The sequence below is a fragment of the Pseudomonas sp. KH_024_B2 genome, from assembly GCF_057839965.1.
In genome coordinates this window covers 419515-442250 of record NZ_JBYQPS010000002.1, presented here as the reverse complement: position 1 = coordinate 442250, position 22736 = coordinate 419515, and the positions used below count along the sequence as shown (strand labels likewise).

At 54.9% G+C, this 22736-nt stretch carries 22 protein-coding genes; 12 read left to right on the top strand and 10 right to left on the bottom strand.

The window, feature by feature from the left end:
- Complete coding sequence (locus tag AC3I0A_RS29275; RefSeq protein WP_407004642.1) at nucleotides 1-1179, bottom strand: merozoite surface protein 3b; 1179 nt, start codon at nucleotides 1177-1179, stop codon at nucleotides 1-3.
- A gap of 215 nt (nucleotides 1180-1394) precedes the next feature.
- Here AC3I0A_RS29275 and AC3I0A_RS29270 point away from each other — a divergent pair, with 215 nt between their 5' ends.
- A complete protein-coding gene (locus AC3I0A_RS29270; protein WP_407004641.1) occupies nucleotides 1395-2492 on the top strand; it encodes a hypothetical protein in 1098 nt (365 codons plus the stop codon).
- 267 nt (nucleotides 2493-2759) lie between these two features.
- Here AC3I0A_RS29270 and AC3I0A_RS29265 read toward each other — a convergent pair whose 3' ends face one another.
- Together AC3I0A_RS29265 and AC3I0A_RS29260 are read right to left on the bottom strand one after the other, a co-directional pair.
- Nucleotides 2760-3425 (bottom strand): hypothetical protein, encoded by a 666-nt coding sequence (locus tag AC3I0A_RS29265; RefSeq protein ID WP_407004640.1) that lies wholly within the window; start codon nucleotides 3423-3425, stop codon nucleotides 2760-2762.
- Between the two features lie 144 nt (nucleotides 3426-3569).
- Nucleotides 3570-4313, bottom strand: coding sequence for a hypothetical protein (locus AC3I0A_RS29260; protein WP_407004639.1), 744 nt, complete (start codon nucleotides 4311-4313; stop codon nucleotides 3570-3572).
- A gap of 251 nt (nucleotides 4314-4564) precedes the next feature.
- Here AC3I0A_RS29260 and AC3I0A_RS29255 point away from each other — a divergent pair, with 251 nt between their 5' ends.
- The gene (locus AC3I0A_RS29255; RefSeq protein ID WP_489378691.1) at nucleotides 4565-6391 is read left to right on the top strand and encodes a phosphoadenosine phosphosulfate reductase domain-containing protein; all 1827 of its coding nucleotides are present in this window, start codon (nucleotides 4565-4567) and stop codon (nucleotides 6389-6391) included.
- Between the two features lie 73 nt (nucleotides 6392-6464).
- Here the strand turns inward: AC3I0A_RS29255 and AC3I0A_RS29250 are convergent, their stop codons facing one another.
- Both AC3I0A_RS29250 and AC3I0A_RS29245 read right to left on the bottom strand, forming a co-directional pair.
- Nucleotides 6465-9335, bottom strand: coding sequence for a YARHG domain-containing protein (locus tag AC3I0A_RS29250; RefSeq protein WP_407004636.1), 2871 nt, complete (start codon nucleotides 9333-9335; stop codon nucleotides 6465-6467).
- A gap of 768 nt (nucleotides 9336-10103) precedes the next feature.
- Nucleotides 10104-10757: a hypothetical protein gene (locus AC3I0A_RS29245; RefSeq protein ID WP_489378690.1), complete on the bottom strand. Its 654-nt coding sequence runs from the start codon at nucleotides 10755-10757 to the stop codon at nucleotides 10104-10106.
- Between the two features lie 391 nt (nucleotides 10758-11148).
- Between AC3I0A_RS29245 and AC3I0A_RS29240 the strand changes: the two genes are divergently transcribed.
- Nucleotides 11149-11451 carry a hypothetical protein gene (locus AC3I0A_RS29240; RefSeq protein ID WP_050683023.1) on the top strand — a complete coding sequence of 101 codons (303 nt, stop codon included), beginning with the start codon at nucleotides 11149-11151 and terminating at the stop codon, nucleotides 11449-11451.
- A 73-nt stretch (nucleotides 11452-11524) separates the two neighbouring features.
- On the opposite strand, the gene AC3I0A_RS29235 is transcribed toward AC3I0A_RS29240, so the two are convergent.
- From AC3I0A_RS29235 to AC3I0A_RS29225, 3 genes are all read right to left on the bottom strand, one after another.
- A complete protein-coding gene (locus AC3I0A_RS29235) occupies nucleotides 11525-12676 on the bottom strand; it encodes a tandem-95 repeat protein (RefSeq protein ID WP_082239633.1) in 1152 nt (383 codons plus the stop codon).
- Nucleotides 12673-13113, bottom strand: a complete 441-nt coding sequence (locus AC3I0A_RS29230) for a hypothetical protein (RefSeq protein ID WP_407004634.1) — start codon at nucleotides 13111-13113, stop codon at nucleotides 12673-12675. The genes AC3I0A_RS29235 and AC3I0A_RS29230 overlap by 4 nt, the downstream gene beginning before the upstream one ends.
- A gap of 79 nt (nucleotides 13114-13192) precedes the next feature.
- Nucleotides 13193-13645: a hypothetical protein gene (locus tag AC3I0A_RS29225; RefSeq protein ID WP_407004633.1), complete on the bottom strand. Its 453-nt coding sequence runs from the start codon at nucleotides 13643-13645 to the stop codon at nucleotides 13193-13195.
- A gap of 251 nt (nucleotides 13646-13896) precedes the next feature.
- Between AC3I0A_RS29225 and AC3I0A_RS29220 the strand changes: the two genes are divergently transcribed.
- From AC3I0A_RS29220 to AC3I0A_RS29195, 6 genes are all read left to right on the top strand, one after another.
- Nucleotides 13897-14334, top strand: a complete 438-nt coding sequence (locus AC3I0A_RS29220; RefSeq protein ID WP_407004632.1) for a hypothetical protein — start codon at nucleotides 13897-13899, stop codon at nucleotides 14332-14334.
- A gap of 61 nt (nucleotides 14335-14395) precedes the next feature.
- Nucleotides 14396-14653, top strand: coding sequence for a hypothetical protein (locus AC3I0A_RS29215; RefSeq protein WP_273878276.1), 258 nt, complete (start codon nucleotides 14396-14398; stop codon nucleotides 14651-14653).
- Between the two features lie 308 nt (nucleotides 14654-14961).
- Nucleotides 14962-15225 (top strand): hypothetical protein, encoded by a 264-nt coding sequence (locus AC3I0A_RS29210; RefSeq protein ID WP_050683028.1) that lies wholly within the window; start codon nucleotides 14962-14964, stop codon nucleotides 15223-15225.
- A gap of 329 nt (nucleotides 15226-15554) precedes the next feature.
- Nucleotides 15555-15830 carry a hypothetical protein gene (locus AC3I0A_RS29205; protein WP_407004631.1) on the top strand — a complete coding sequence of 92 codons (276 nt, stop codon included), beginning with the start codon at nucleotides 15555-15557 and terminating at the stop codon, nucleotides 15828-15830.
- 17 nt (nucleotides 15831-15847) lie between these two features.
- Nucleotides 15848-16147 (top strand): hypothetical protein, encoded by a 300-nt coding sequence (locus tag AC3I0A_RS29200; protein WP_103403799.1) that lies wholly within the window; start codon nucleotides 15848-15850, stop codon nucleotides 16145-16147.
- Nucleotides 16148-16183: 36 nt separating this feature from the next.
- The gene (locus AC3I0A_RS29195) at nucleotides 16184-16879 is read left to right on the top strand and encodes a hypothetical protein (RefSeq protein ID WP_407004630.1); all 696 of its coding nucleotides are present in this window, start codon (nucleotides 16184-16186) and stop codon (nucleotides 16877-16879) included.
- Between the two features lie 58 nt (nucleotides 16880-16937).
- Here AC3I0A_RS29195 and AC3I0A_RS29190 read toward each other — a convergent pair whose 3' ends face one another.
- Together AC3I0A_RS29190 and AC3I0A_RS29185 are read right to left on the bottom strand one after the other, a co-directional pair.
- Nucleotides 16938-17531, bottom strand: a complete 594-nt coding sequence (locus AC3I0A_RS29190; protein WP_407004629.1) for a GNAT family N-acetyltransferase — start codon at nucleotides 17529-17531, stop codon at nucleotides 16938-16940.
- A gap of 1649 nt (nucleotides 17532-19180) precedes the next feature.
- Nucleotides 19181-19543 carry a hypothetical protein gene (locus AC3I0A_RS29185; RefSeq protein ID WP_407004628.1) on the bottom strand — a complete coding sequence of 121 codons (363 nt, stop codon included), beginning with the start codon at nucleotides 19541-19543 and terminating at the stop codon, nucleotides 19181-19183.
- 309 nt (nucleotides 19544-19852) lie between these two features.
- Between AC3I0A_RS29185 and AC3I0A_RS29180 the strand changes: the two genes are divergently transcribed.
- The 3 genes from AC3I0A_RS29180 to AC3I0A_RS29170 all read left to right on the top strand — a co-directional run bounded on the left by AC3I0A_RS29180 (nucleotide 19853) and on the right by AC3I0A_RS29170 (nucleotide 22601).
- Complete coding sequence (locus AC3I0A_RS29180) at nucleotides 19853-21034, top strand: Fic family protein (protein ID WP_407004627.1); 1182 nt, start codon at nucleotides 19853-19855, stop codon at nucleotides 21032-21034.
- A gap of 122 nt (nucleotides 21035-21156) precedes the next feature.
- The gene (locus AC3I0A_RS29175) at nucleotides 21157-21903 is read left to right on the top strand and encodes a hypothetical protein (RefSeq protein ID WP_407004626.1); all 747 of its coding nucleotides are present in this window, start codon (nucleotides 21157-21159) and stop codon (nucleotides 21901-21903) included.
- The gene (locus AC3I0A_RS29170; RefSeq protein WP_407004625.1) at nucleotides 21900-22601 is read left to right on the top strand and encodes a hypothetical protein; all 702 of its coding nucleotides are present in this window, start codon (nucleotides 21900-21902) and stop codon (nucleotides 22599-22601) included. The genes AC3I0A_RS29175 and AC3I0A_RS29170 overlap by 4 nt, the downstream gene beginning before the upstream one ends.
- Nucleotides 22602-22736 lie beyond the last annotated feature (135 nt).

Here is a 22736-nt window from a genome sequence, read left to right as displayed (position 1 = left end):
TTACACCCCCTTCTGCAGGAGAGCAGAGAAGCGGCGCTTGCTGTCTTCGGTGATCGTCTGGATCTCAGCCGACGCCGTACTGGATTCCTTCCTGAGCTCCTGAATCAGATTCAGGCTGCTCTCCTGGAACTCCACCACAGCGTCCGCAAGGGCTTTTACCGAACTGGCTTTCAGATTCGCCCCGTATCCGGCCTTCAACGCAGCATCCAGTTGCTCCCCTCCTACGGAAGCCTGCGCCTCAAGGCTAGCGTTGATACCATCGGTCATCGCATTGATCGTGTTGGTGGTTTCAGCGAGCCCGCTGGACGAAGTGAAGCCGGCGGCCAAGCCGGAAAGCACCGTCTCGTTTGTAGAGAAAAAGCTTACCGCACGCTGGTACAGACGTTCCTTGACCGAGCGGTACTGGTTGAGGCGCGCAAAGACCAACTCTGCGGCGTTGTAAGCAGCCTTCAGCTGATCGGCGATATCCGTGATGATCTGGAAGCGCTTGTCCTCCTCCTGCAGGTCACGCAGTGCCACATCACGCGCGAGCTCCAGCCGCACACGTTCAGTGGCCTCCAGATCGGGGCTTTCCAGAGCTGCACCGGCATCCGCCAGTGCCTTGCGCTTGGCATCCATTTGCACCTGGGCGAGCTTTTGAACTTCGCACGCGTCAACCTCGGCCGACTTCATTGCGAGCCGATAATCCTGATAGGCATCAAGGATGAGCGCTTCCAATTCGATCTGCTCATTTGCAGACTTTGCAACGGCGAGGTAATTCTTGCGGATGTCCTCGAAACGGTCTGGGATCGATCCTCGACGGAGGTTCAACCAGGTCAGCTGCACCCGTTCGGAGAGCTGCAATTTGCCGTCGGCCATCCACTCCATCATTTTCTGCGCATCATCGCGGATCGAGTCGAAGCTTGCGCTGATGTCTGCGTAGCGAGAACCGATATCCATCCCCTGAAGTTTGTCGCGCACCGCGGCATTGAACACGGTCGACTGCTGCAGGGTTGCCGCAATATTGGTTACGCGGTTGGCGTCATACACCGACACCTTGTCCAGAAGCGCGAGGACAGGTGCATCCTGGCTGGGAAAGGTGATTCCGATCGACCGCAACGAGTTCATAGAGCGTTCGAGGTAATTCGTGAGCATAAGCACATTCCCAAAGGCTAAAGCCTTGTTGATCGATGAAGCCATCTTCCATTGATCTGTGAATATGCAAGGAGGGCATCCGCCCCGGTATTCGGTACCAATTACTGATGCGGGTGAGGCCTCCCAAGCTGAAGCAGAATGTGCAGAACTTCACCGTCAACCTAAAGCCGTCGAGCCTTCTAAGGGGGCTGCCCGGGCGGGGTTGCATATGCGCTAACTCACGGACAATGCACGCATGAATCGTCTCTAGGACACCTGTGATGCACCTATGTGAAGTACACACCACGGACGCTGTTATCGCGGCGGCCATTGCGTACCGTAAATCCAAGGAAGAGCGGCCCCGGCCAGGTGATCATCGAGTTGAGGCCGTGCTCACCGCGATCGAGGGCGGCTGGTTCGAGCTCCCGGCCGGGCGGGACCTGTGTTACACCCACAGTCAGTACAGTCGGACAGCCAATCTTGTCCAGAACCTTCCTGCCGTGACCAACGTACAAGAACGATCGCGCTCCTGGTCTGCAATGAAGCGCCAGCAACTGGGTGACGGATTCAGTTTCGTTTTCGGACTCCCCAACACGCTGCCGGACATTGTGCAGAGGACAAGGGGCCTGCCATATGGGGGGCCGAGACGCCCCCTCGAATTCATTGCGGGCAGGTTTCGCGCAGTCGACTTGCTCCAGTGGTTACAGGATGCGGTAGCAATCGCAACCCAGCTCAACGGGCTTATGGATGCCCTTGAGCCAGAGTTCATGTTCGATGCCCAAGCCGACATAGAGAAGCAGGTTAACCACCTAGCGGCGCATGGGCAGATCCACTATTTGGACAAGTACCTGTATGCACTGCGCAGAAAGTTTCTTTGGCGTGAGGAAGAAAGATGGCTACGAGAGGTCAAGGCAGGGTCGATCAGCATCAGAGAGTTTGATGCGCGAGTAGCGGCCCGCGATGGTCAACGCGAGGACGACAATCGCCGTCATTGGCTGACCGTGTACGAAAAGATCCGCCAGCTTGCGAGCTTTCTGCAATACACAGGCACCTATCACCATGGAACCCTAACAAGACGCCTGCGTGAGCGATTTGGGCGATCTGTCCGGCTCCTCCGGGAGCACTCTTCAGGCGGGCTGACTCTTGAGCTCGACGGCGGGCCAAGTCTTGGAAGTGGTCAACAGCTCGAGGACGGGAAAGTCCTTGTCAATTTCGTCTGCGCCCTGGCTGACTTCGTGAAAGGAACTCCTCCCCATGTTCACAGCTACTTTGCTGCAGTGGAAAAAGCCTCGACGCAACTCAATCCCGCTTTCACCCCACCGACGGCTATGAAAAGGCGCATAGAAACCATCGAGCTCCAGGAAGCTGGGTTGATCTAACTCGGATATTTTCATAACCCTGCTTAAGAAAATGAAGTCAGCTGGGACCACTGAGGACGGCCGGTTTCGGTAATTAGGTAGCCGTCGAGGCGATCGGCCTCAACCGCTTGTAACCCACAAATTTCACCTTTCTAGGAACCACGGGGCAAAAAAAACCGCCTGCATCAAAAGCTGGCGGTTTCTTATTCTAGGTATGGGCGAGGAATGCACCCACAGCCTCAATCGCATAGTGCCACACCGCTTTTTTGTGGGACCGAGAGCAAGACCTTAGACCGTAACTCCGAACAATTTTGGAATTGTGTGAAGAAATGCAGCAAACGACATGAACAGACCCGCAATCCTGAGCATGGTATTGATCTGTGCCGCCCGATTCATTTCTCTAAACCTTGGGCCGTGTACCACCTCTGGTGTTGAGTAATACCAAGCCGATGTCAAAGGGGGATACAGTGCAAGTGCCACAACGATGATTTGGTTAAATGAAGCGTGCCAAGCCACGAACGTTAAGACAGCCAGGCACAGGATCACGAGCCATCCATACTGGTGCCGAACGAACTTCCGCCACCCCTCAAGGTGGTCGCTGCGCTCAACCTTTTCGGTCGTGATCTTATTGCCGTTCCAAACAGGGCGATCCTTAAGGTTCGCAATTAGGTTGTGCGCCGCTTCATTTGCCGCCTCTTCAGAAATGACAGAAGCAAATGCTCGAACTAATGCTTTGAAGTCAATTCCGTGAGAAGACGCGTCAAACTTCACCCCATGCGCCCCAGCGGAGAAGATAGCATCACGAACATTGCTGGCCGGCTCACCGCTCTCCCCAAACTTGCCAACCAACCATTGCTCATTGGCAATGACCACACCTGATCGACTAATCCCAGCTACCAGCTCAGCGGCTTTCTCGTTATCCATTCCTACGGTTTGCTCTTGCTGAACGCCCATTGCTACCCCCATTGATTCTGGTTAAGTCGTTGTACGAGGCACCATACCAAGAGCTGTCATTATCGCAAGTACGGTCACCGGAGGGCATTATCCCTGCATATCACTTAACAAGAATCAGATGGCGGGTGTAGGGCTGAAGCCTATTTATTCTCCCATCTGAGAATTACATAGCTCGACTCGCGCGCGGCGCAAATCTAGATAATCTCGGATGGAAAACGTCACCGCTTGCGAAGTCTTCACACCATAGGCTTTGAGGATTGGAAGTACAGCCTCAGGAAGCGGGAGCACACGCCGACATTGCCCAAAGCGCAGGCTATAAACCTTGAATGGCCAGGAGCGATGAATCATTAGAGATGAGGCATCCGGATAGGCTGTGGGAGCAACCATGGATTGCATCGGACGCGTATGGGACTTGAACAGAGCGACACGATTCTTTCCTTCCGTTGCTACGATCAGGGGCAATGTGCCGATTTGGCATGATCTCGGCGCAAATGGGTATTTCAGCAATTCACGACATGCATATTCATCCGACCGGTCCATTGTTCGTTGGATGGCCTGGTCAGAACGCTCATCGTCTGTGTAGTAATTGAAGGCCCCCGAAACAATCATCCGACTGTCGATTGTCATCGGCTGTGCCTTTCTGGCTCTAAAAAACACTTCAGAAAATGGAATCGTGCGCTCTACAAACTTACTGGGGAACGTGGCTGTCCACCCACGCTCCGGTACTGTCCATCCCTGCACCCTGCGTTTAATTCGATGGAACCAACTACCAGGAATATAGGCTCTTCCCTCGACATCAAATCGATCCTTCGCAGCAACGAATTCCGCCACTGCACTGCGCATAACATCGTTCAGAACCTTCTCCTGCGGACATGGCATACGGGCCATCGAGGTCCTCCTAAATAGTCACCTACCCGCCCTGCGCTATGCCTGTTATTGGTACTCACGGGCAGCCTGGCAGGTTCCACAACGATAGTAACCCTACGCGGCGTCTCACAAGCTACGGATAACAACTAGGCGAAATGTGAGCTCGCGCCAGCAGAAGCAAGTCCTTCAATCAGCTCATATTCGTTTACCGGCTTGCATATTTTTACGTCCAGTTATCTTGAGGGAGATCAATCAACCCGTAGGCCATCATCATGCAACTAATCGCCACTTCCCTCTTCCAGGATGCAGCCCCGGTGGCGTCGCCCATTATCGAGCGCTCGTTTGCGGAGAAGGTGGCCGAAGCAGTTGCAGTGATCAAATCGCTGATTCTCGCCGGTAAGCGATTAATCGTGGCGAGTTCGTTCGGAAAAGATAGCTCCGTCACTCTCGCGATTGCGCTGAAGGCAATGGAGAAGCTGAAGGCTGAGGGTATCGAAGTACCCGAACTCCATGTCCTTAACAGCGACACGCTCCTCGAAAATCCACGTGTCCACTCCTACAGCAAGGACGAGATCCGTTCTCTGAAGGCGTACTCCGAAAAGCACGGCCTTCCTGTACGAATCTGGGTTTGCAGTCCCAACCTCTCCGAAAATTGGCTGGTCTCCATCATCGGTGGTCGCACCGTCGCTTCATTGCCCGGAAACTCTGCCAAATGCCAGCAGCAAATCAAGGCGTCACCGATGGACCGAACAAAGCGCCAGATCAAGGCCGTCATAGAGCAGGAAATGGGCGGCGACTTTACAAGCGATACCATCGTTACGCTGATCGGTACCCGCCGGGATGAATCGGCGGTTCGTGGGCGCAATATGGCCGCCCGCGGCGAAAGCGCCTTCCAACCTGTGAACATGGCTAAGCCGGGCGACAAACCCAACTGGATCATGAGTCCCATAGCTGATTTCACGACCATGGATATTTTCGCGTTTCTTTCTCAGGTCACCAATGGGCGTCTGCAGACCTACTCGGACTTCTCTCAACTGACCGAGGTTTACCGCGACTCGGCTGGGGATTGCATGGTGAACGTGATGATTCGTGATGGGGGGGCAGAGCGCAAAACCTCATGCGGCGCCCGACACGGGTGCTGGATGTGCTTGCGCGTAAGCACGGACAAAAGCATGGAAAACATGCTGGGTCATGAGGACGGCATATACGACTGGATGAAGCCACTCAACGAATTCCGCAATTACCTCAAATCCCGCCACTACGATCCCAAAGGGCGTAACTGGCTGGCTCGATCGATCAACCCTGAGAACGGGCATATCAAGATTGCTGCCAATGCCTACTCCCCGGACCTGTGTCTGGACCTCCTGCGCTACGCCCTGACCATCGACGCGAATGAGGCTGAGTGGTCTCAGCGCAACCAGCGCCCTGCCCGGTTCCAGCTTCTGGGCATGAAGGAGGTATTGGCCATCGATCTGCACTGGTCGAGGTACTCGTATCAGCGGCCTTTCACTGCCCTTTCCGAGTACAAAGCCATTTTCGAAGAAGGTAAACGCTACCCGCTTCCAGCTGAGTACACTGAGTTTCAACGGTCGGATCTGGATATCTCCCAATCCATCGAGGTGCCCTTCGCCGACAAGGAATTCAACGGCATGTTTGAAGGTCTGCGCTCGGTAAACGATGAGCTCTCCTGCCAGGGCACCCTTCTGAAGAAGGGCATCTACTACACCAACGTCAATGAGACAAACGAGTTCGACTTGGACGACGAAGGTGTGGAGCTCTTTTATTCCTTCGAGCTCGACCGGGCACTCGAGTACTACGGCCCTCACCAGGACGTATACCCGTCGCAGGCCCTCCACTACCTGCTGCGCTATGGCGTTGTATCGTTCAAGAAAGGTGGCCACTCAGCCTGGGACCGCATGCTGCGTATTGGGAATCAGCTGCACCGGCACGGGCTGCGGGATATCCTCAATAACCCTGATGCGCTGGTCGCTAAGCTGACTGGCCTTTTCGCTTCCACCGGTGGCTCCCAAAAGGCCGCTGAGCCCCCAATACGACCGGTGCCGCGTTGTGATAACGGGCAATATCTGATGGAGTTCTAGGTGCAGCCAGTGCCCACTCCTACTGCGTCAGCGGCTCCCCTGCGGGGATAATGGATGCAACCATCGTTGACGATCATCTTCTCTTCGTTCGAAGCTCTGCTTGCTGGATCAAAGAGATGTTTCGCCATTCTGTTCGGGTCAGATTCTCGACAAGCTCAGGTATCGGAATATCGCTTGGCGCATACCAAGGCTGAGCGGAAAAATGTCGAACCAATTCATCGGGCCCAAATTGGTAGCCATGGCGAGCGAAAATCTCATTGCGCGCGACACGGAGTGCCCAGGGGCTAAGCTGCGCCAAATCACGTGACTTGATGACACGCTCCGAAAGAACAGGGTATTCACCCCTATTGTCCACAGCGCCGAGCATCAAACGACAGGTGGTGTCATAAGTTGCCTCGGAGCCATCCGGTTTGGTCGTTGATGGAAACGGATAGCGCTCGCAGGACGGAAACGGGTAGTTGGCCACGATAGCCGGAAGTGCGTCCATGCCAGGACTCAAAGGACCCCGGAAAAGCCGTTTGAACACCGCCTCTCGTGCATTCGGGTCACCCCAAAGCAAAAATCCGGACTGGGCACCCGCGTATCCCGATCTGCCAAATCGACTCTTGGAGGGCCACCCACTTACAGCGCCGGTGGACACCGGGTAAGGGAGGCCGACGGCCTGCCATTGGTGATTACCGTCAATTGACGAAACCGCCCGCAGCAGGATGCTAAAGGGCTGTCCTGGCGTCTCTGCGAACAGTTTCCGCGGCTGCGCCTGAGGATTCGCTTCCACCATTAAATCGTTGTAGACCGCGTTCAATGCGAAGGCATCCAGCAATGCCAGCTTCGACAACACTATGGCGTCGTAGAGAGCCGCGAACCGATCTTCCGAGATCGTGTCGATTTCTATAACCAGCCCGGCATCACGTCGCACCCGTTCAGCAGCATCAGGGATCTCCAGGAGACGAGATTTGCTCTCGTCTCTTGCGTAAATGTCGTTCAACCGCGCATCGGAGATACGCTCCTTGCTAGTGATGAGTTCTATCAGGACCTTAAGCTGAGGATTGTACAAAAACGCCGCAATTTCTCCGCCCGCACGACTGACAGCCTCCCTCACTTCCTTCTCCAGGGGTTTTTTAACCTTTTTCTCAAACTCCTGCTGGACCTTGATGTTCGGTGCGATCAGCCAGCCAAGCGAGCCCAGGCTGTCCACGACTTGATTGATTTCAGTCGTCAACTTGTCGTGCAGGTCCGTGTAGATGTCCTTGGCAGTACAGACTGTCTGCGGAACCTCGCTGGGTACGGCACCTAGCACGGGGCTCCAACACTCATACCACTTGAAATAAGGGTCGAGCGCACTGCCCTCCTCAGCGGTCAACAAGTGAACGGCGACGCCCTGGCTTGACTTCGAGAAAGCCACAGAAGCCCGCCGAATATCTGCAGCCCAATGTTGCAGAAAGAGCACGATAGGGTTGTAACGCGCGAGCAGGTCCACCACCGGCGCCAAGTCCTTCGTCAGCCTGTCCAGGTCCTGCTGAGACTGCTGCGCTAATTTTTTCGCTTCTTCGACACGCTTACGCGTGAACTTGACCGCCTCCATGTCCAGCTTGCGTTGTGCGCGATCAGCCTCCAGTTGCAGACCGACAGTCCGCTGCGCGATTCTGGCATTGGCGATGGCTTGTTCCGCCTCCACAATCTTGCTTTCAAGATCCTTAATCAGCTTTTTGAATCCATCGATCACGCTCAAGGCCTCATTGAGCACGTTCTGCTTGGCATTGAATGCCTCCCTGGCAATTTTCAGCGTCGCTTGTGCCGACCTATATGCCGGATTGGTCGAACAAAGTAGATCGCCCAGCCAGCCCCATTTACTGCAGATGGTCGCCCCAGTAGCATCGAGCACTCTCTGTGCATCATCGACCAAATTTTTCGCTGCCCTCGCCGCGTCGCGCAATCCCTCTAGTCCGCTTTCCTGCAGGTTGATCGAATTTTTTGCCACCTCGATCTGTTGCCGCCATCCAGTAATCAGCCCCGGGTTCTCGTCGATTATCTTGGCGGCATCGAGCAGTGATCTTCCAGCAGCCTCGATGAGTTCGTCGCGATGCTTGAGGACGTTCTCGCTTTCCTCCAGCCCCTTGCCGGCCAGCTTCAGCCCTTCCTCCGCCAGCTTTAGATTTCCCTTCGCAATCTCCAACGGCTGAAGCTTCTTGAGGCCGATGTCATTGATGGTCTTAGAGATGGCCAGCGCGTCCTCGTAGACTTTTTGCACGTTCTCGTGCAGCACTTCTATGGCGACCACATGTCCAGTAACCTTGATGACCTTCTTAAACTGCAATGAGACGGGGTTTGCTAGCATCAGTTGGTCGGCGACGAATTCATTCGGGGCTTCTGGTATCGCGGCGTATTTAGACCAGATACGAGGGGTCCGATCCGCGATGTAGCGCTCCAGTACGAAGTGTCGTACCTCAATTTCGTTGCTGTCGCTATGCTCGGCAATGTCGAAGATGCCGCCGGCGTAGTGATTGACCCACGAATGAGCGAACACGTCGGAGCTTGCGTGCGATAGAAAGCCGCTCACCCATGCCAGGTCCGCGCCTCCGCCGGCATTTGCCAGCAGATGGCGCAAAAAGTCATCGGTCCCCCACCCATCCTTCAGCCCAGGATGGATCGTCACCTGCGACGTGATGAAGTCGGGAAATACATCTGGACCCAACGCTCCAGCCAAATAAGCGTTCGGATTACCTTTAAGAGCTTCCAGCGTGGTCGGGGGGATTGGGTACCGCTTTGCGCATTGACTGCCAGGTTTCGCTGACGCCAGCGCTTCGCCAGCACATACGGATATCGAACCAGTCAGCGCATCATCCAGCACCTTGGTTGCGATATACAGATGCGTGTCGAGGGAGAATGCGAGCGAGTTTTGAGCTGGAATGCCCGCTAAAACGCCGATTAGAAAGAAGCAAGTCATTGCTCTTGCGCATCGGCGGTTTATGCATCGAACAACGCCCGAGCGCGACGTCGGAACTCTCGACCTTTTTCCAATTGAATCGAAATGAGCAATAGCAGCTAAAAATGCCATCTGATTAGTCTCCGTTTCGGCAGGGGCGTCGCGAAGGAACACGACGTGAGCCATGGAGCGACTGCGAAACGGATCACGGCTGCTCCAGGGAGTCTAGCAGCGAGCAACCGATTTGCTGCGCCCCACAGACCGTACGCATAGCGCGTGGCGCCCGAGCCGTTCCAGCGGGACACCGGAAACGAAAAAGCCCGGCGCAAAAGGCCGGGCTTTTTTATCGAATCATTGCCCCATTGACTGGAGGGGCGGTCGGGCTTGCCTGGACTCTCCCGTTTCCGAGACGCTACGTTCCCGTAGCGGACCCTCATCGAGGGTGGAGGTGGTTTGCCCGTGCCGTTCGTTGCCCATTGCTGCGCAACTACTGAGTGGAACGAACCTCAAGTCCATCTAACCTGCAGCTGTTTTGCGGATTCTCTCATCCCTGGAATCCGGGGCACCTTCTGCGGACCCCCACGGCGGTGTAGCTGATCGCCGCGGACGTATTTCTACGTCGCCACACTGAGTAGTGGCCACTATTTGGTCGTCTAGAAACTGTTCGGCACCAGGTGAGCTCGTGCTCCTTGGGTGCCTCTTTGATTTGTATTCTCCACGACCTCCTGGATATGCAACCCCCCAATGAAAAAAGGCCATCCCCGGGATGGGAATGGCCTTTGGGTATTGCTACAGCTCGATCAACTTGTAGTCAGTCGTATCGGCACTTTTCTTTTTCTTCAACTCAGCGGAGATCTCATCAGGGGTTGGATTGATCATCCACATCATGAGCTCGTAGTCCGAGCCGCTCGCAGGATGAATCCAAGCATGAACCCGATGCGTATAGCCCCGAGCTTTGTACTTGGCGTCGTCACGTTTGAGCTTGTCGTCTTCCTTCTTCATGTCCTTCTCGAATTCCGCATTGAGCTTGGCCATGAAACAGCTCTCGCAGTCGCCGTCACGATTGGTCCGACAGGTCGACGGATCAAATGCGGGCTTTTGGCAGGTCTTGCAGGGCAAAACCTTCACAGTTTCCATCAGAGCCTGGCAATCTTGCTCGGTAGCGGTCTCGATCGGAATATCCTTTCGGGAAACTATCGTGTTACCGCCATTCGGCAATTTGACTGTCAGCTGCAAGCCGTAGCCCGGATACATGAACACGCACGGGCTGATTTCGGCTGTCAGTTCAACGTCACCTTGAATAGCGGTGAATTTCTGGTTTCTGGAAAGCATGGTATAGCTCCTGAGCAATAGTCGCGGAGCTACCCCAAGCGGGATGGCATCCCGCGAGGGTTTTTGATGTGCTGCATCGCAGCTGGTGGCGGCAGTAGAACTGCCATTCATTCAGACCGAACACTCGATCTGAAAGAAACTTTTGGATGGTGCCTGATGGCTGAGGCGCAGTATAACCTGGTGGTGATTGGCGGCAAGTCGGACATCCAATCTAATTTATAGCGGTCACAGCACCTCCCTCTTCTACTTGGCCCCAGGCTGCTGATGGCCAAAAGTCGACTGCACCTCGCCCCATTTGATCACGGCAGTCGGCGCTGTGATGGACAGAGTTGTGGTTACTGACTAGCGTCAGTTACTGAGCTGCCGAAACTGATTCAGCAAGCCTGGGTCATGGTGGCGAGGATGCGTAGTCGAGGCCGTAAATGCGAGCTGAAACCACTCCAACCGACGGTCATTCCGCTGCGCTCGATTCGTTCTCATCGATTACAACCGGAGCGCCGCTATGGAAATCACTAAGTTCGGGCCGCCAGAGCAACGTGGTATTGACCTTGATTGCGATATCTACTTCACCCTCAATAAGCCTGAAGTGGATACGCTGAGTAGCCCTGTCACACAAGCTACGATCGCAGCATTGCTTGCTCCCGGCGTGCCGCCATTTGGAGCCATCGCCGCGGTACTGATTCTGAACTACATCAATCTGATGAAAGAGCATGCTGGCTCTAATGGAGTTTCCGTAAAGTGCACAATCCGGCAAGGCGCCGGATTGCTTACGCAGATGAAGGAGTTCATCGCCGAGCCAATCTGACGAGCAAGATATATAACGCAAGCCCTATCAATAAATAACCCGCTGTCAGAGCGTGACAGCGGGTTGTCTGGCGTTATTGTTTGCTTACGACACCTTTGATGGTTACCGGTCGACTCTCCCTCGCTTCAATCTTCAGAGGAGTTCTCAGCACAGGGGCATCGTTGACCGGGTTAACGGTGACTTGCACCGTTGCCGGTAGCGACCAAGCGCCCTGATTGTCCTGGGCCCTATAGGTGAGGCTGGTGACTCCGTTCCAATCTTTAAAACCAGTAAACGTGAGCACGTTTCCGACAATACTCACACTGCCCTGAGTCGTTGGCGGCGCACTTACGATTTGAAAGACCGTCGGCGCCGGTGAGTCGATGTCGGAGCCACTCAGCTGCACGCTGCCGGAGGTATCTTCGTTCAAGGTCAGTGATTTGGCATCAGCAACGGGTGGGTCGTTTACGGGGTTAACGGTGATGAAAACCGTAGCCGCGTTAGACGCCGCTCCTTTTGAATCGATTGCTCTGTACGTGACAGACGTGGAACCGCTCCAATTTGCTGGAGGTGAATAGTTAAGCACATTCCCGGACAGCCACGCAGATCCAACTGATGGCCCACCAAGAATTTGGAAAGAGTGGTAATCACCTGCATCAGGGTCATATATAGGAAGCGCAACAGCACCTACAGTGTCCTCAGCAGTTACCAGAGAGGCATTTCCTGCTGTCGGAGGTCTATTAGTTTCGCCCACCGATACAGTCATGATATTGGTATAGTCATCGATAGTTGAACAGTTCGTGCACAACTGCCAACTAACAGCAATGGCAATCTCGTATTCGCCAGGTGCGGTAGGGCCCAATGTGCTGAAGCTTACCACTGTTGACGTTCGCGATGCCCCACCGCAAGAAACGAATCCAAACAATGACCCATCCACCATAACTGGGACGAGAGTGAATAGGCCGCCAGAGCCTTTAGGCCGGTAAAAAAGGTTAGCGCCAACATTGGGTACCGGCCCCATGCCAGACGCAGTACAGCCATTGCCGATTCTGCTAGGAAAAGTTATCGTGAAAGTCATCTGGCTGTAACCAATCGGCACTTGTGACGCACCACTTATTGTCGTGCCCGGAGTTTGTGGATAGACAATCCCATCATAAATGTACGCCCTAGCGCACAGACTCGTGAACGAAAAAGCCAAAGTCGCCATCAGACATAACGTATAGCGTATTAATGAAGCCATGTTCATTGATCCACCCGGGTTAGAGCGCGATTATCTTTTAAATAACCATGCAAGTTGCATGTCCTAGGAATACCACCCGGCTGTACTATTAGATCCGCAAAGGATTTACGGTAGATGAGCTGGAAGTTAGTCCCGACACAATCTTTGTCGGTAGAAACAAAATCAACAGCCTGCCCATCCATATTAGAGCCCAGCCCTTCCACCACTCCATTTAACTGAAAAACACCCAACTGCCCAACTGCTGTATCGGCAACCTTGACGTAAATAGTTGCCTCGTAATCCACCATGCCAATTTTCTTTTTTAGAGCAATATGCTGCCCTACCTCAAGACGTTCAAGATCAACATCCTCAACGGTGTCTATATGAAACAGGGAGTAAATCATCACGGCCCCAACTACTAAAGAGAATAAAATTAGTGGCAAGGCCAATATATTGCGTGTCATAAAATCATCTCGTATAACCGGAAACTGTGCAGATCCACTTGCTGGAAAGGTCTAGAGCCGTTAACAAGTCGAGCCGCCATCAGCCCTCCTGTTCCTCCTCTTCCGATTCGCCCGCGATTAGCCTGGACCACGTGAGCGTGCCATCGTCGCCGAATCCGCACTCGTAGTTGGGGTTGTTTCGGTAGCCTTCGGCAATGGCCAACTTCATGGCCCTGTAGGTCTCGGGGGAGCGGGGACGCTCGCTGACGGGGACCCCACCCTCATTGTGGTACAGGTGGACGATCTGGTCCCATTGATCGAGCAGCCCTTTCCAATCTGGCCCGTACGTGGCCATCTCGTGAACACGCGCCCCCCACTCCGGCACCAGGTCCAGCAAGCGCAGGCAGCGACCAAGATCGGAGCAATCAGACGGCGCGTAGCCCTCGCAGGGTTCGCCGAGCATGTGGGCGCAGATCGAGAGACTCGATGCGCCGGTGTCATCTGAAAGCAACCAGCTGATCACCCGTCGTTCTAGTGTTTTCAATCCTGTCATCTCGCTTCTCTGGGAGGGGAACGTTGGAGTTCGCCGCACTCGGGTCGGACATCCTCCTGACCATGTTGCCGGCCTGATCGGAAGCGTCTCACGGGCCAGAGTGCAAAATAGGTCCAGTTCATCCCAGTTTTGGGTTCAGACAGTGCACCCACACACGCTGGCTCCACCTACAATCCCGGCTTTAGCAAACTTGCATATACCCAGGGCCGTGCGACCTTCGGGTCAAAGATTTCCCTCACTAGGAGCGCGACATGCAAGTTCTCACTGGCGCTAAAGTCTCGACGTACTTCAACTGGAATCGTGACGCTGATGAACGTTCGCAAATGACTCTCATCACGCGAGCACATGATGTGACCTTGGGCTACGAAGATTCTTTTCGCGGGAGCGCCGTCCTTACCTTGAGCGCTCAAGAGGCTCATGCCCTCGCTGCGGATATTCTCAAGCTGGCGCCCACAAGCAACGGAGTTATCCCCTATCAAGAGCGCACCGGTGCATCCACCAATCGCGTGGACCCAGAAAGCGGTCTGATCATCCGGATCACCCACAACACCGATGGAGAGCCATACCGCGAGGGAGTACGCCTCGAAATCAGCCGGCCCGACCACACAGAGGTCCTCTGCATGGACGTCGACGCATATACTGCGCACCGTCTGGCTAACAGTCTTAAGGCATATTGCCTGACAACCTAACCCGCTCCGGCCCGCCCCCTTTGGACATCCCAACAAGTCCTGATCCGATTAGGAAACCCAGATGAAATTTCGCGTTCTCTCTGTAGCGATCGACACCACCACCGTCCCGCTATCGCTGGTACCACCCTTCTCCCTGGAAGCGCCGCGTGAAGAGGTAATCGACACCCTGTCAAATGAAGGCTTCACGCAATGCCAGACCGTTCGCGATGTTGAAGTCACCTACGAACGGTTCTGGAATTTCCTCAATGGCGAAGATGCAGTCCATGACCCAAAACAAAAGGTAAAGGTCTTGCTCGTTGAGCGACTCCCCCACGAGTAGGCAGTGATCTAGAAACGGACAAGACGCCCAACCAGCTACACCAACAAGTGAAAATCATCATGACTGTAAAGCGAAAGCATCCCTGCGCACCGGAAATACCCGCCTACGATCTAGGTGTTTTATTTTTCGGGGTTGCGAGCGCTGCTCAGCTCCTCAATGTGTTAAACGAGCAATTACTAAGTGAATGGCAATTCGCCGGACTTTGCGTGACGCTACTCGTAACCACGTTTTTTGCATTCAAAGCTCATCGCATGTCGAAGTGCGACGACAGCTCAGGTCAGGTCAGGTCAGTATAAAAAGAGGCGGCCATGACTACCCATAGCGATGCATTCTTTGCCAGGAAGCTCATGGCAACGCTCAAGGAACACCACCCAGCCTTCCCGGTAGAAACGGTGAAAGGTAGTCGAATCGGCGCGGGGTCACAGCGCGTTATCCATATCACCTTCAACGGGGGTAAGTTCGCCCAGTTCCCGTTCCCTGTGAAGGGAACCCATACGGCTGCTGTGAGCGATGCTTTGTACATGTCAGCGTGCAGCATGTTGCAGCTCACACCAGCACCCGAAGCGACGTAGGAAACCAATGAACATTAATGAATCGCTTGCGGACTCTCAAATTCGATCTACTGCCTCCATGGGCAAGCTTGCAGGTCGGATTCTCAAGGATCGCCCAGCAGCTACCCGTGGTGGCTCTCCGAAATCCAAAGCATCGCGCAAGGCTGCCCGTCGTGCCCGACGCGCAACCCGGCGGGGATAGGAAATCTCGCCATCCCCCGCTTTAAATGTGAGGCCGCGTGTGTAGATAGCGGCACATTTGGGGTCGTTTCGGGAAATAGATTAATAGGCAATCTTGCCTATATGCTTGCATAGGCAAGATTGCCTATTACAGATAAAGCGGAGGACGCGTGGACAATCGCACACGCTATTTACAACTGCTGGATGACTACGAGATCACCCAGGCTAAAAGTGCTGAACTGATTGCAGCGGTTACAGGCCGACCTTGCGCAGCGCGCACCGTCCGGTCATGGGTTAACGATCCTGAGAAGCCTAGTTCAACACCGTGTCCGGATTGGGCCGTTGCTAAGCTCGAACTGGCAATTGAATACATGCAGCGCGCCTTGGCGCGTCGTGCCGAAACTTTAGGGGAATTGACCGACCATGGTACTACCGTCGAGCAATAAGCGAAGTAGGCCCAAAAATGAATCGTGACCCATGGCGCGACGTTACCGCCGAAGACCTACTGCCGGAGTTTGAAAACTCCCGAGAGCCGGAGGACGGCGCTCGTTATGTCGTCGCACGACACGGCCCGGACGGGATTATGACTGTTTACACCCTTCGCCCGTATTACCGGAAGGCAAGCGATTCGTGGCTCTTTACTTCGGGCTCGCAAGCGCGCAGCGATGAGGATTATTGGCTGCCTGAAAGGCAGTTTGATGAGGCCATGACGAGGGCTGAAGAACGCAGCCAATTGCGCCGACTGGGCATCTTTAAGGCTTAGACATTCCACTCAAGATCCACCGCGGAAGGATTTCCAATGCTGTACCTGCTCTTATGTTCCCTGGTGATGATTGTCGCCATGGTCAAAGTCCACAAAGTAGTGCTGCAGATGCTCGAGTATTTGAGCACCACAGAAGGCGCTCGCCCCAACCCGGCCGCTGCCTTGATCCCCATCCTGGTGGCCGCAGCCTATACCGCACCGGTAATGACCGTGGTCCTCGGAGTCCTCTTTACCGGTGAGAATGTGCGGATCGATGCCACCAGTGGCCGCGGGCAGATCTACCTGCTCCTTGCCGGCTCACTGGTCATTCTGGTCACAGCCCTCATCGGAGCACGTAAGGCCTGGTCTGACAGAAAACTCGCCTTCTGGGCTTCCGGTCGTCTTGTCATTCTTCTCCTCGCCGGCACAGTCGGAGTGCTATCGGCCTACAAGCACCTAACCTTTTTCAGCACTGACAATGACGGCATTGCCAACGTTGAACTTCTCCGCGATGAGGCCGAGCTGGGCGACATGAAAGCATGCGCAAGTGGGGTCGCCCTAGTGCAGTTCAGAGACACTGGCCCCCTCGCCTACCGTTGCCCCACTAGCGTTCTATTCAATCAGGATTCTCAGCAGCCCTTCACGCCATGGCCTGACTACGTTGAGGGCAGCAGTGAAGACCTCGCGGTCGCCGTGCGCGATATCAAAGCTGCCGTAGACCACGAGGCATCTCTTCAGCAGCTGGAGCGCTAGGCCCACACCTAACCCGGCTCGACGCCCATGACGACATTTCTCACTGCAGCTTCGAGGGTCAGCTGACTAGAAGCTGCTTGATGTCGTCATCGTTCAACATGAACACCGGGGCTGCCCCTTCGGCCCCAGGGCTCCCCATTAAGGCGAGATCAGCGTACATGTCCCTTGTGAGGGCAAAGCCTTGCTGTGCACTCGGGGGCGTGAAGCCGCCCTTGAACTCCAAGCCCGCACGCTCATAGAACGGAATCAGATCGTGGCTGCAGAGTAGGCAGGTGCCCTGCGAATAGTTCAGAACACCGCCCAGCAACTGACTGCCTATGCCGTGGCCTCTGTAGTCCTTGAAGACAAAGATCTTGTGTAAATATCGGGACATCGCAGGGTCTGGATGCACAAAAAACATTGCATAGCCGTAAAGACGGCCGTCTTCATGACTGATTGCAATCTTCAGGTGACCAGCTCGATAACACTCTTCAAGGATGCCAACGACTTGGCGGATCGCCCGCATCGTCTGGGCCTCTGTGAAGCCCATGAAGTGCATGGCGAGCCCAGGCTGCCCCAATAAATCAGACAAAATCCCTTTCGCATCATTTTCAAAGATCGTCGGAATGAAGGTCTCGACGATCTCCTGAGGTGCTTCTTCCAGTTGAGTCATATATTCCCTGTCAGTTTACGAGGACAAAATAGGGTGGGCCCTACTGATGTAGCCCAAGGCGGGCTGACGGTACCGACGGATCGTCTCGTTACGCGGGGCGAAATTGCACGCCACATGACCGCCAGCGAAGAGAACCATAATGGACAACTGCTTTAATCCGAACTACAGCTTTTCCTGACGGCATTCGGTGGAGCCAGAGGCGACGGGCGATTGGCATCATCGTCCGGGATCGTCAGCACCTCCTCAGAATCGTCAATGCGTTCGGCGGCATGGAGGCTGCATTGGACGCTATCCTGGTACTGGCTTGAACGTCTCGCGCGCCTAGATTTGTTCGCAGTCATGGCCACAGCGCGACAGCCCTTGATGAGCATCATTTCAGGGATACCGAGAATGCCTTTAAGCCGCTGTATAAAAGCGATTTTACTTTCGGCGGGATCCCTCGGCTCATTGCTACTGGTCCTGGTTGTCAATAATGGTCTCGACCTGATAAAGATCGGGTCGGCAAAGAGCTTGGCAGCTCCACGCATTAAAATTTCTGTCGAAGACTCATGTAACTCGATCATTGACGTGCAAGCAACGGTGAATGTGACTCCGGATCTGTTCTTTTTCACCATTGAGTCAACCCCATCTGGTCACGCCACGTGCAAGGAACCACCGATGGCAGGAGTCGAAATATCAAACCTGACGCTTCGGTTAGCGGATGGGACGACCCCACCTCAAGGCTATGTGTTCCCGTATACCCCTCCACTTCGAGCTCATGGGAAACTACATAAGGCCGAGGGAAATTATTCAAATTTTGTCGTTCATCTCACAGGAGACGGTACAACACCAGCCGGCAATTTCACCCTCTTCGACGACGCACTCGATGTCGGTTTCGGTGAGAGGGCGGCGCAAGTTGTGCTTTCAACTCGGAATTTGCAATGCCCTGACGTCTATTGGGATCCGCAATTCTGGCCTGACATCACTAGCGCTAACAGATGCCTGATTTCCTTGCGAGGCGTGCTGCTTTACGCAAATTCGGCTTTCGACCTGGCCTCAGCGATACCACCCGTTGACAGGCTGACGGAGGGGGGGAATCTGTCACGGATTGATAAACAAGACGATTCTTACGACACTACACGACTAGTGTGGTCAGGCCAGCCAAGGCCGCGGGATGGCTATATTCCGCAATCGATAACGGGATTCGAGTTTCATCTCGTTAATCGATTCAGGGTGGCTCAGCGACAGTTCATCACAGTGGCCTTCTCCGCCGTGTTCGGCACATTACTCTCAATGCTTTTTGCCCTACCTTTGGAAAAGCCCCGTTCGGATAGTGATCGGAGGTCCGGTGTATCCGATGGTCAATCTCCCAACCCCTCAGTTCAGGGAGAACCACCTCCTGAACCTCGACGTGATCCTGAACCTGAACCACCTAAGCCTCCTCCACCTGAACCACCCCTTAAAATCCAAACAGACCAGGTAGACGACCCAGAACCACCTAAAAACAAGCCGCACGCCACCACATCAACAGGAGGCGGTAAGCCAGACTAATTGGGCTTTAACGGATCCTGGCCACAATGTGCGGTGGTAACTCTGACACACCTACTTTGACAGACTGGCACCCCAACCGCATCGTAAATTGAGGCGGTTAGGAGTACTGGTTTTTGACCTCAAAGCCCCTTCAACGCTTCATGCAGTTCATCAGCCGATGACTTGCTTTCAGCCTCACGACCATTCGCAAAAACCACGTATGCAAACCATGGCGAACTCTTGCTAACGCCGTCGGCTGCCTTCAGCTCAAATTTCGCCGTGCACTTGAAATCGCCATTCTCGATTTCGGCGCCATACCCTTCAGTCATCGCCGTTACCTGATAGCCACGCTCCTGCGCGGACGAGTCGATATGACCGCGCAGACGTTGGAAGCAATTGTCACGCGGGGTCATCGCAGACGCGGTTGCTGGCATTCCAGGTGGAACACCTGCCAGGGCGTAACCAGCAGTCAACAACAAGGCGGCTGCAAAAATTATTTTCATGAATCGTTTCCTCGGCTTACCGTTGCACCCAGGCGCGAACGTCGCGCCCTTCCACTGATTCGGCCGCTGAAAGCCAGGCTTGAGTTGTTAATCATTTCCAGGTCTTGCTGCATTTGCCTGTACTGCTTTCAATCATGTCTCCGCCTCATTTCCCGGGTTTGAGGTCATCTGGCGTCCACCCATCTGGTCAGGGTGCTGGAACGGTCGCGGAGTGGTACATTAAACGGCAAATGAACCGGCAATTTTTTTTGTCGATCACTTGGTTAAGCCTCGAAATACAAGGCTCATGACATATGGATGAACCGGCAAATGGCATTATCACCTTTCATACCTCAAGACAAAGCCCCAGGCGCCCTGCAGGACGCCGTGGTTGAGCTCATGCAACTCGACGCTGCGCTTAATGCCAATATCCCTCAACCGCTGCGCCTCCCCATGATCAACCTACTGCGTCAGGTGAACTCGTTCTACAGCAACAAGATCGAGGGCAACCCGACGCTGCCCGCAGAGGTGCTGCGCGCCCAGGAAATACCTACCGGCGAAAAGGCACCCGAAGATCTGATGGAAATCAAACGCCACATTGAGGCCCAGCGCCGGCTGTCCATTGATCCAATAGACGAGGTTGCAATCTGCACTCGCGCGTCAATCGCGCGCATGCACCGCGAGTTCTACGTGGGGATGCCTGAGGAGCACATGGACATCAAGGTCAACGAAGAGGGCGAGACTGTTCGCCTTGTCCCGGGCGAATTCCGTACCCGTGGTGTGCAGGTTGGCCAGCACATCCCACCGTCCGCAGAGGCCATGGGCTCGTACCTGAATTGGTTTGAAGGCGCGTATCGCCTCGATTGGCTACACGGGATGACCCCAATTCTGGCTGCTGCAGGTGCGCACCACCGCCTGATGTGGATCCACCCGTTTATGGACGGCAACGGCCGTACCGGTCGCCTGTTCACGGATCAGTACCTGCGCGCTGCCGGCCTGGGGGGTTATGGCCTCTGGACGATCAGCCGTGGCTTCGGGCGAGACGTCGACGCGTACTATGCCGCTCTCAAAGCTGCCGACCACGTCCGCAAAGGCGACCTCGACGGCCGTGGCGAACTCTCCGATAGCGGGCTGCTCAAATTCACCGAGTACTTCATCGCGACAGCACTGGAGCAGGTGCGTTACTTCAGCTCGCTTCTGGAGCCTCGCATGCTTAGCCAACGCATCGACTATTACTTCGAGATGCGTAAGCGGGGCGCATTCCCGACCGCCAACGGCGTGGATTTGCCAATTCTGCGCATCGAGGCCAGGGATGTTTACCGTGACCTGCTGTACCACGGCCCGATGCAACGGTCGGACATCCAGGCCAAGCTGGACATGAGCGAGCGCACCACCCGGAATCTGCTGAGTCAGATGGCGGACGAGGGCTTGATTAACCTCGACGGGCGTAAACCGGTATCGCTGAAACTCTCCAGGCACTCCATCGAGTTCCTGTTCCCCTCCCTGTTTTAACCCAGGACCAACCAAAAAGCCCGGCTATTAGCCGGGCTTTTTGGGGTGTTCAAATCATCATTTAGACCAAATATTAGACTAAGCTTCGACGATCCTTATAACTCATGAACCGGAGTTGGTGCATGCAACGAGCATCCTCCCGCCTGCCTAAGCGAATCACGCTTATTTGGGGCTCAGATCGACTCGAAGTTGATGATCCCGTCTGGATCGCGAAGATTGTGCACGAGATGGGGCAAAACAGTCAGTCAGACGAGGACGGCAGGATAGACCTATTCGAGCCTCGCTCCCGCATGGTCGAAAGAATGGAAGTGAACCTAGGGTTTGCCCCGCGCTCCATGGATTCCAAAGCTCTCCCAAATCAGGCGGGGTATCAAGCTCCCGAGCAGCAGGGGCCCGTTGCAGCAGAAGCACTCAGGGTGTTTTTGGGACTGGAATTGCCCGTAGCATTGAACTTTAAAAGTCTCGGGAACCGCTCCGCACATCGCATGTCTGCCGTGCACACTGCATTCAGGCGGAGCCGATTCCACTACAACACGCCCGATGAGCTCAACCTGTGCTGGATGTTCAGCGGCTACCAACTCTACGCCACTCATCAAATCGGCACGGCGCAAGTTCGGCCCTTTCCCACTGAAGGTTCAGATCACATCGAGCGCCGTCTGTTGAACGGCCAGTGGATTCGCTGGAGTTTCGACGGTGGCTCGCCCCATCCCCATGATCGACTTTGGTCGGACCGGCGCACATTCATCTTGGCGGCCAACGGCACCCAACGAGTAGGTTCCGACGACTCGGACCTAAAGCTCGAGTATCACGACCTCAAAGCCGACGACGATGCTGTGGGCGGAATACCTCCGTCGCAGGAGGCCAGATGACGCTGCTCTTGCCCTACGGGCCTTACGCTGGCGTGAACGGTCCCTTGCTGCGTGCGGCCGCAGCCAAGCTCGCCGACATGCAGTCCGCAAAGCTCTACGACTTGGCAGTCGTGCTTGGGGTGAGCCTCGCTGAAGCTCGGCTAACGTGGGAGCAACTTGTCGCGGAGGGATTCATCGAAACGACACCTGAGGGGGACCGACCCACCGACCGCATGGATGAGCTGGCGCGCGCCAGGTTCGGCAAGCCCCTGCCTCGAAAGAAGGCAGATACCCTAGTTAGCAAAACGGTGGCAGCGGCGGCGGCCTTGAATGCTCTGCCTCCTGAAGCCCCTTACTACTGGGTTACGCGCCTCGCAGTGTTCGGCTCCTACCTTGATGCTCAGAAGTTAGAACTGGGCGATCTAGACCTGGCATGGGAGGTGGTTGAACGCCCTGGCGTCAGGGGTCATGCGCACATGGCCATTATGTACAACCTTGATGGCCTGCAGACGACACGCGCTCAAGTTTGTCCGAAGGGGCCCTATGTCCGATTGACCAGCTTGGGTGAAATGCTGGACCTGAAGTGCCCATACCAAGTGGTTTACTCATTCGAATCTGAAGAGTTGACTAAGGCCCGCGCAGAATGGGCAGCGGAACTCGATGGGGATCGGAGTGGGTATGCCGAGCTATTCCAGCAGATTTATGGGAGTTACCGGTGAACCCTGCTCAAGGTGCAAGGCGGCTGGGCGCCACTTGCGCCCCGTTCCTCGCGGGCGAAATCCGCGATCACCATTGACGTTCTTTTAGCCCACTATTCCGGATTGCCGATTTTGTTGCGTCGCAGCGGCAAGGTT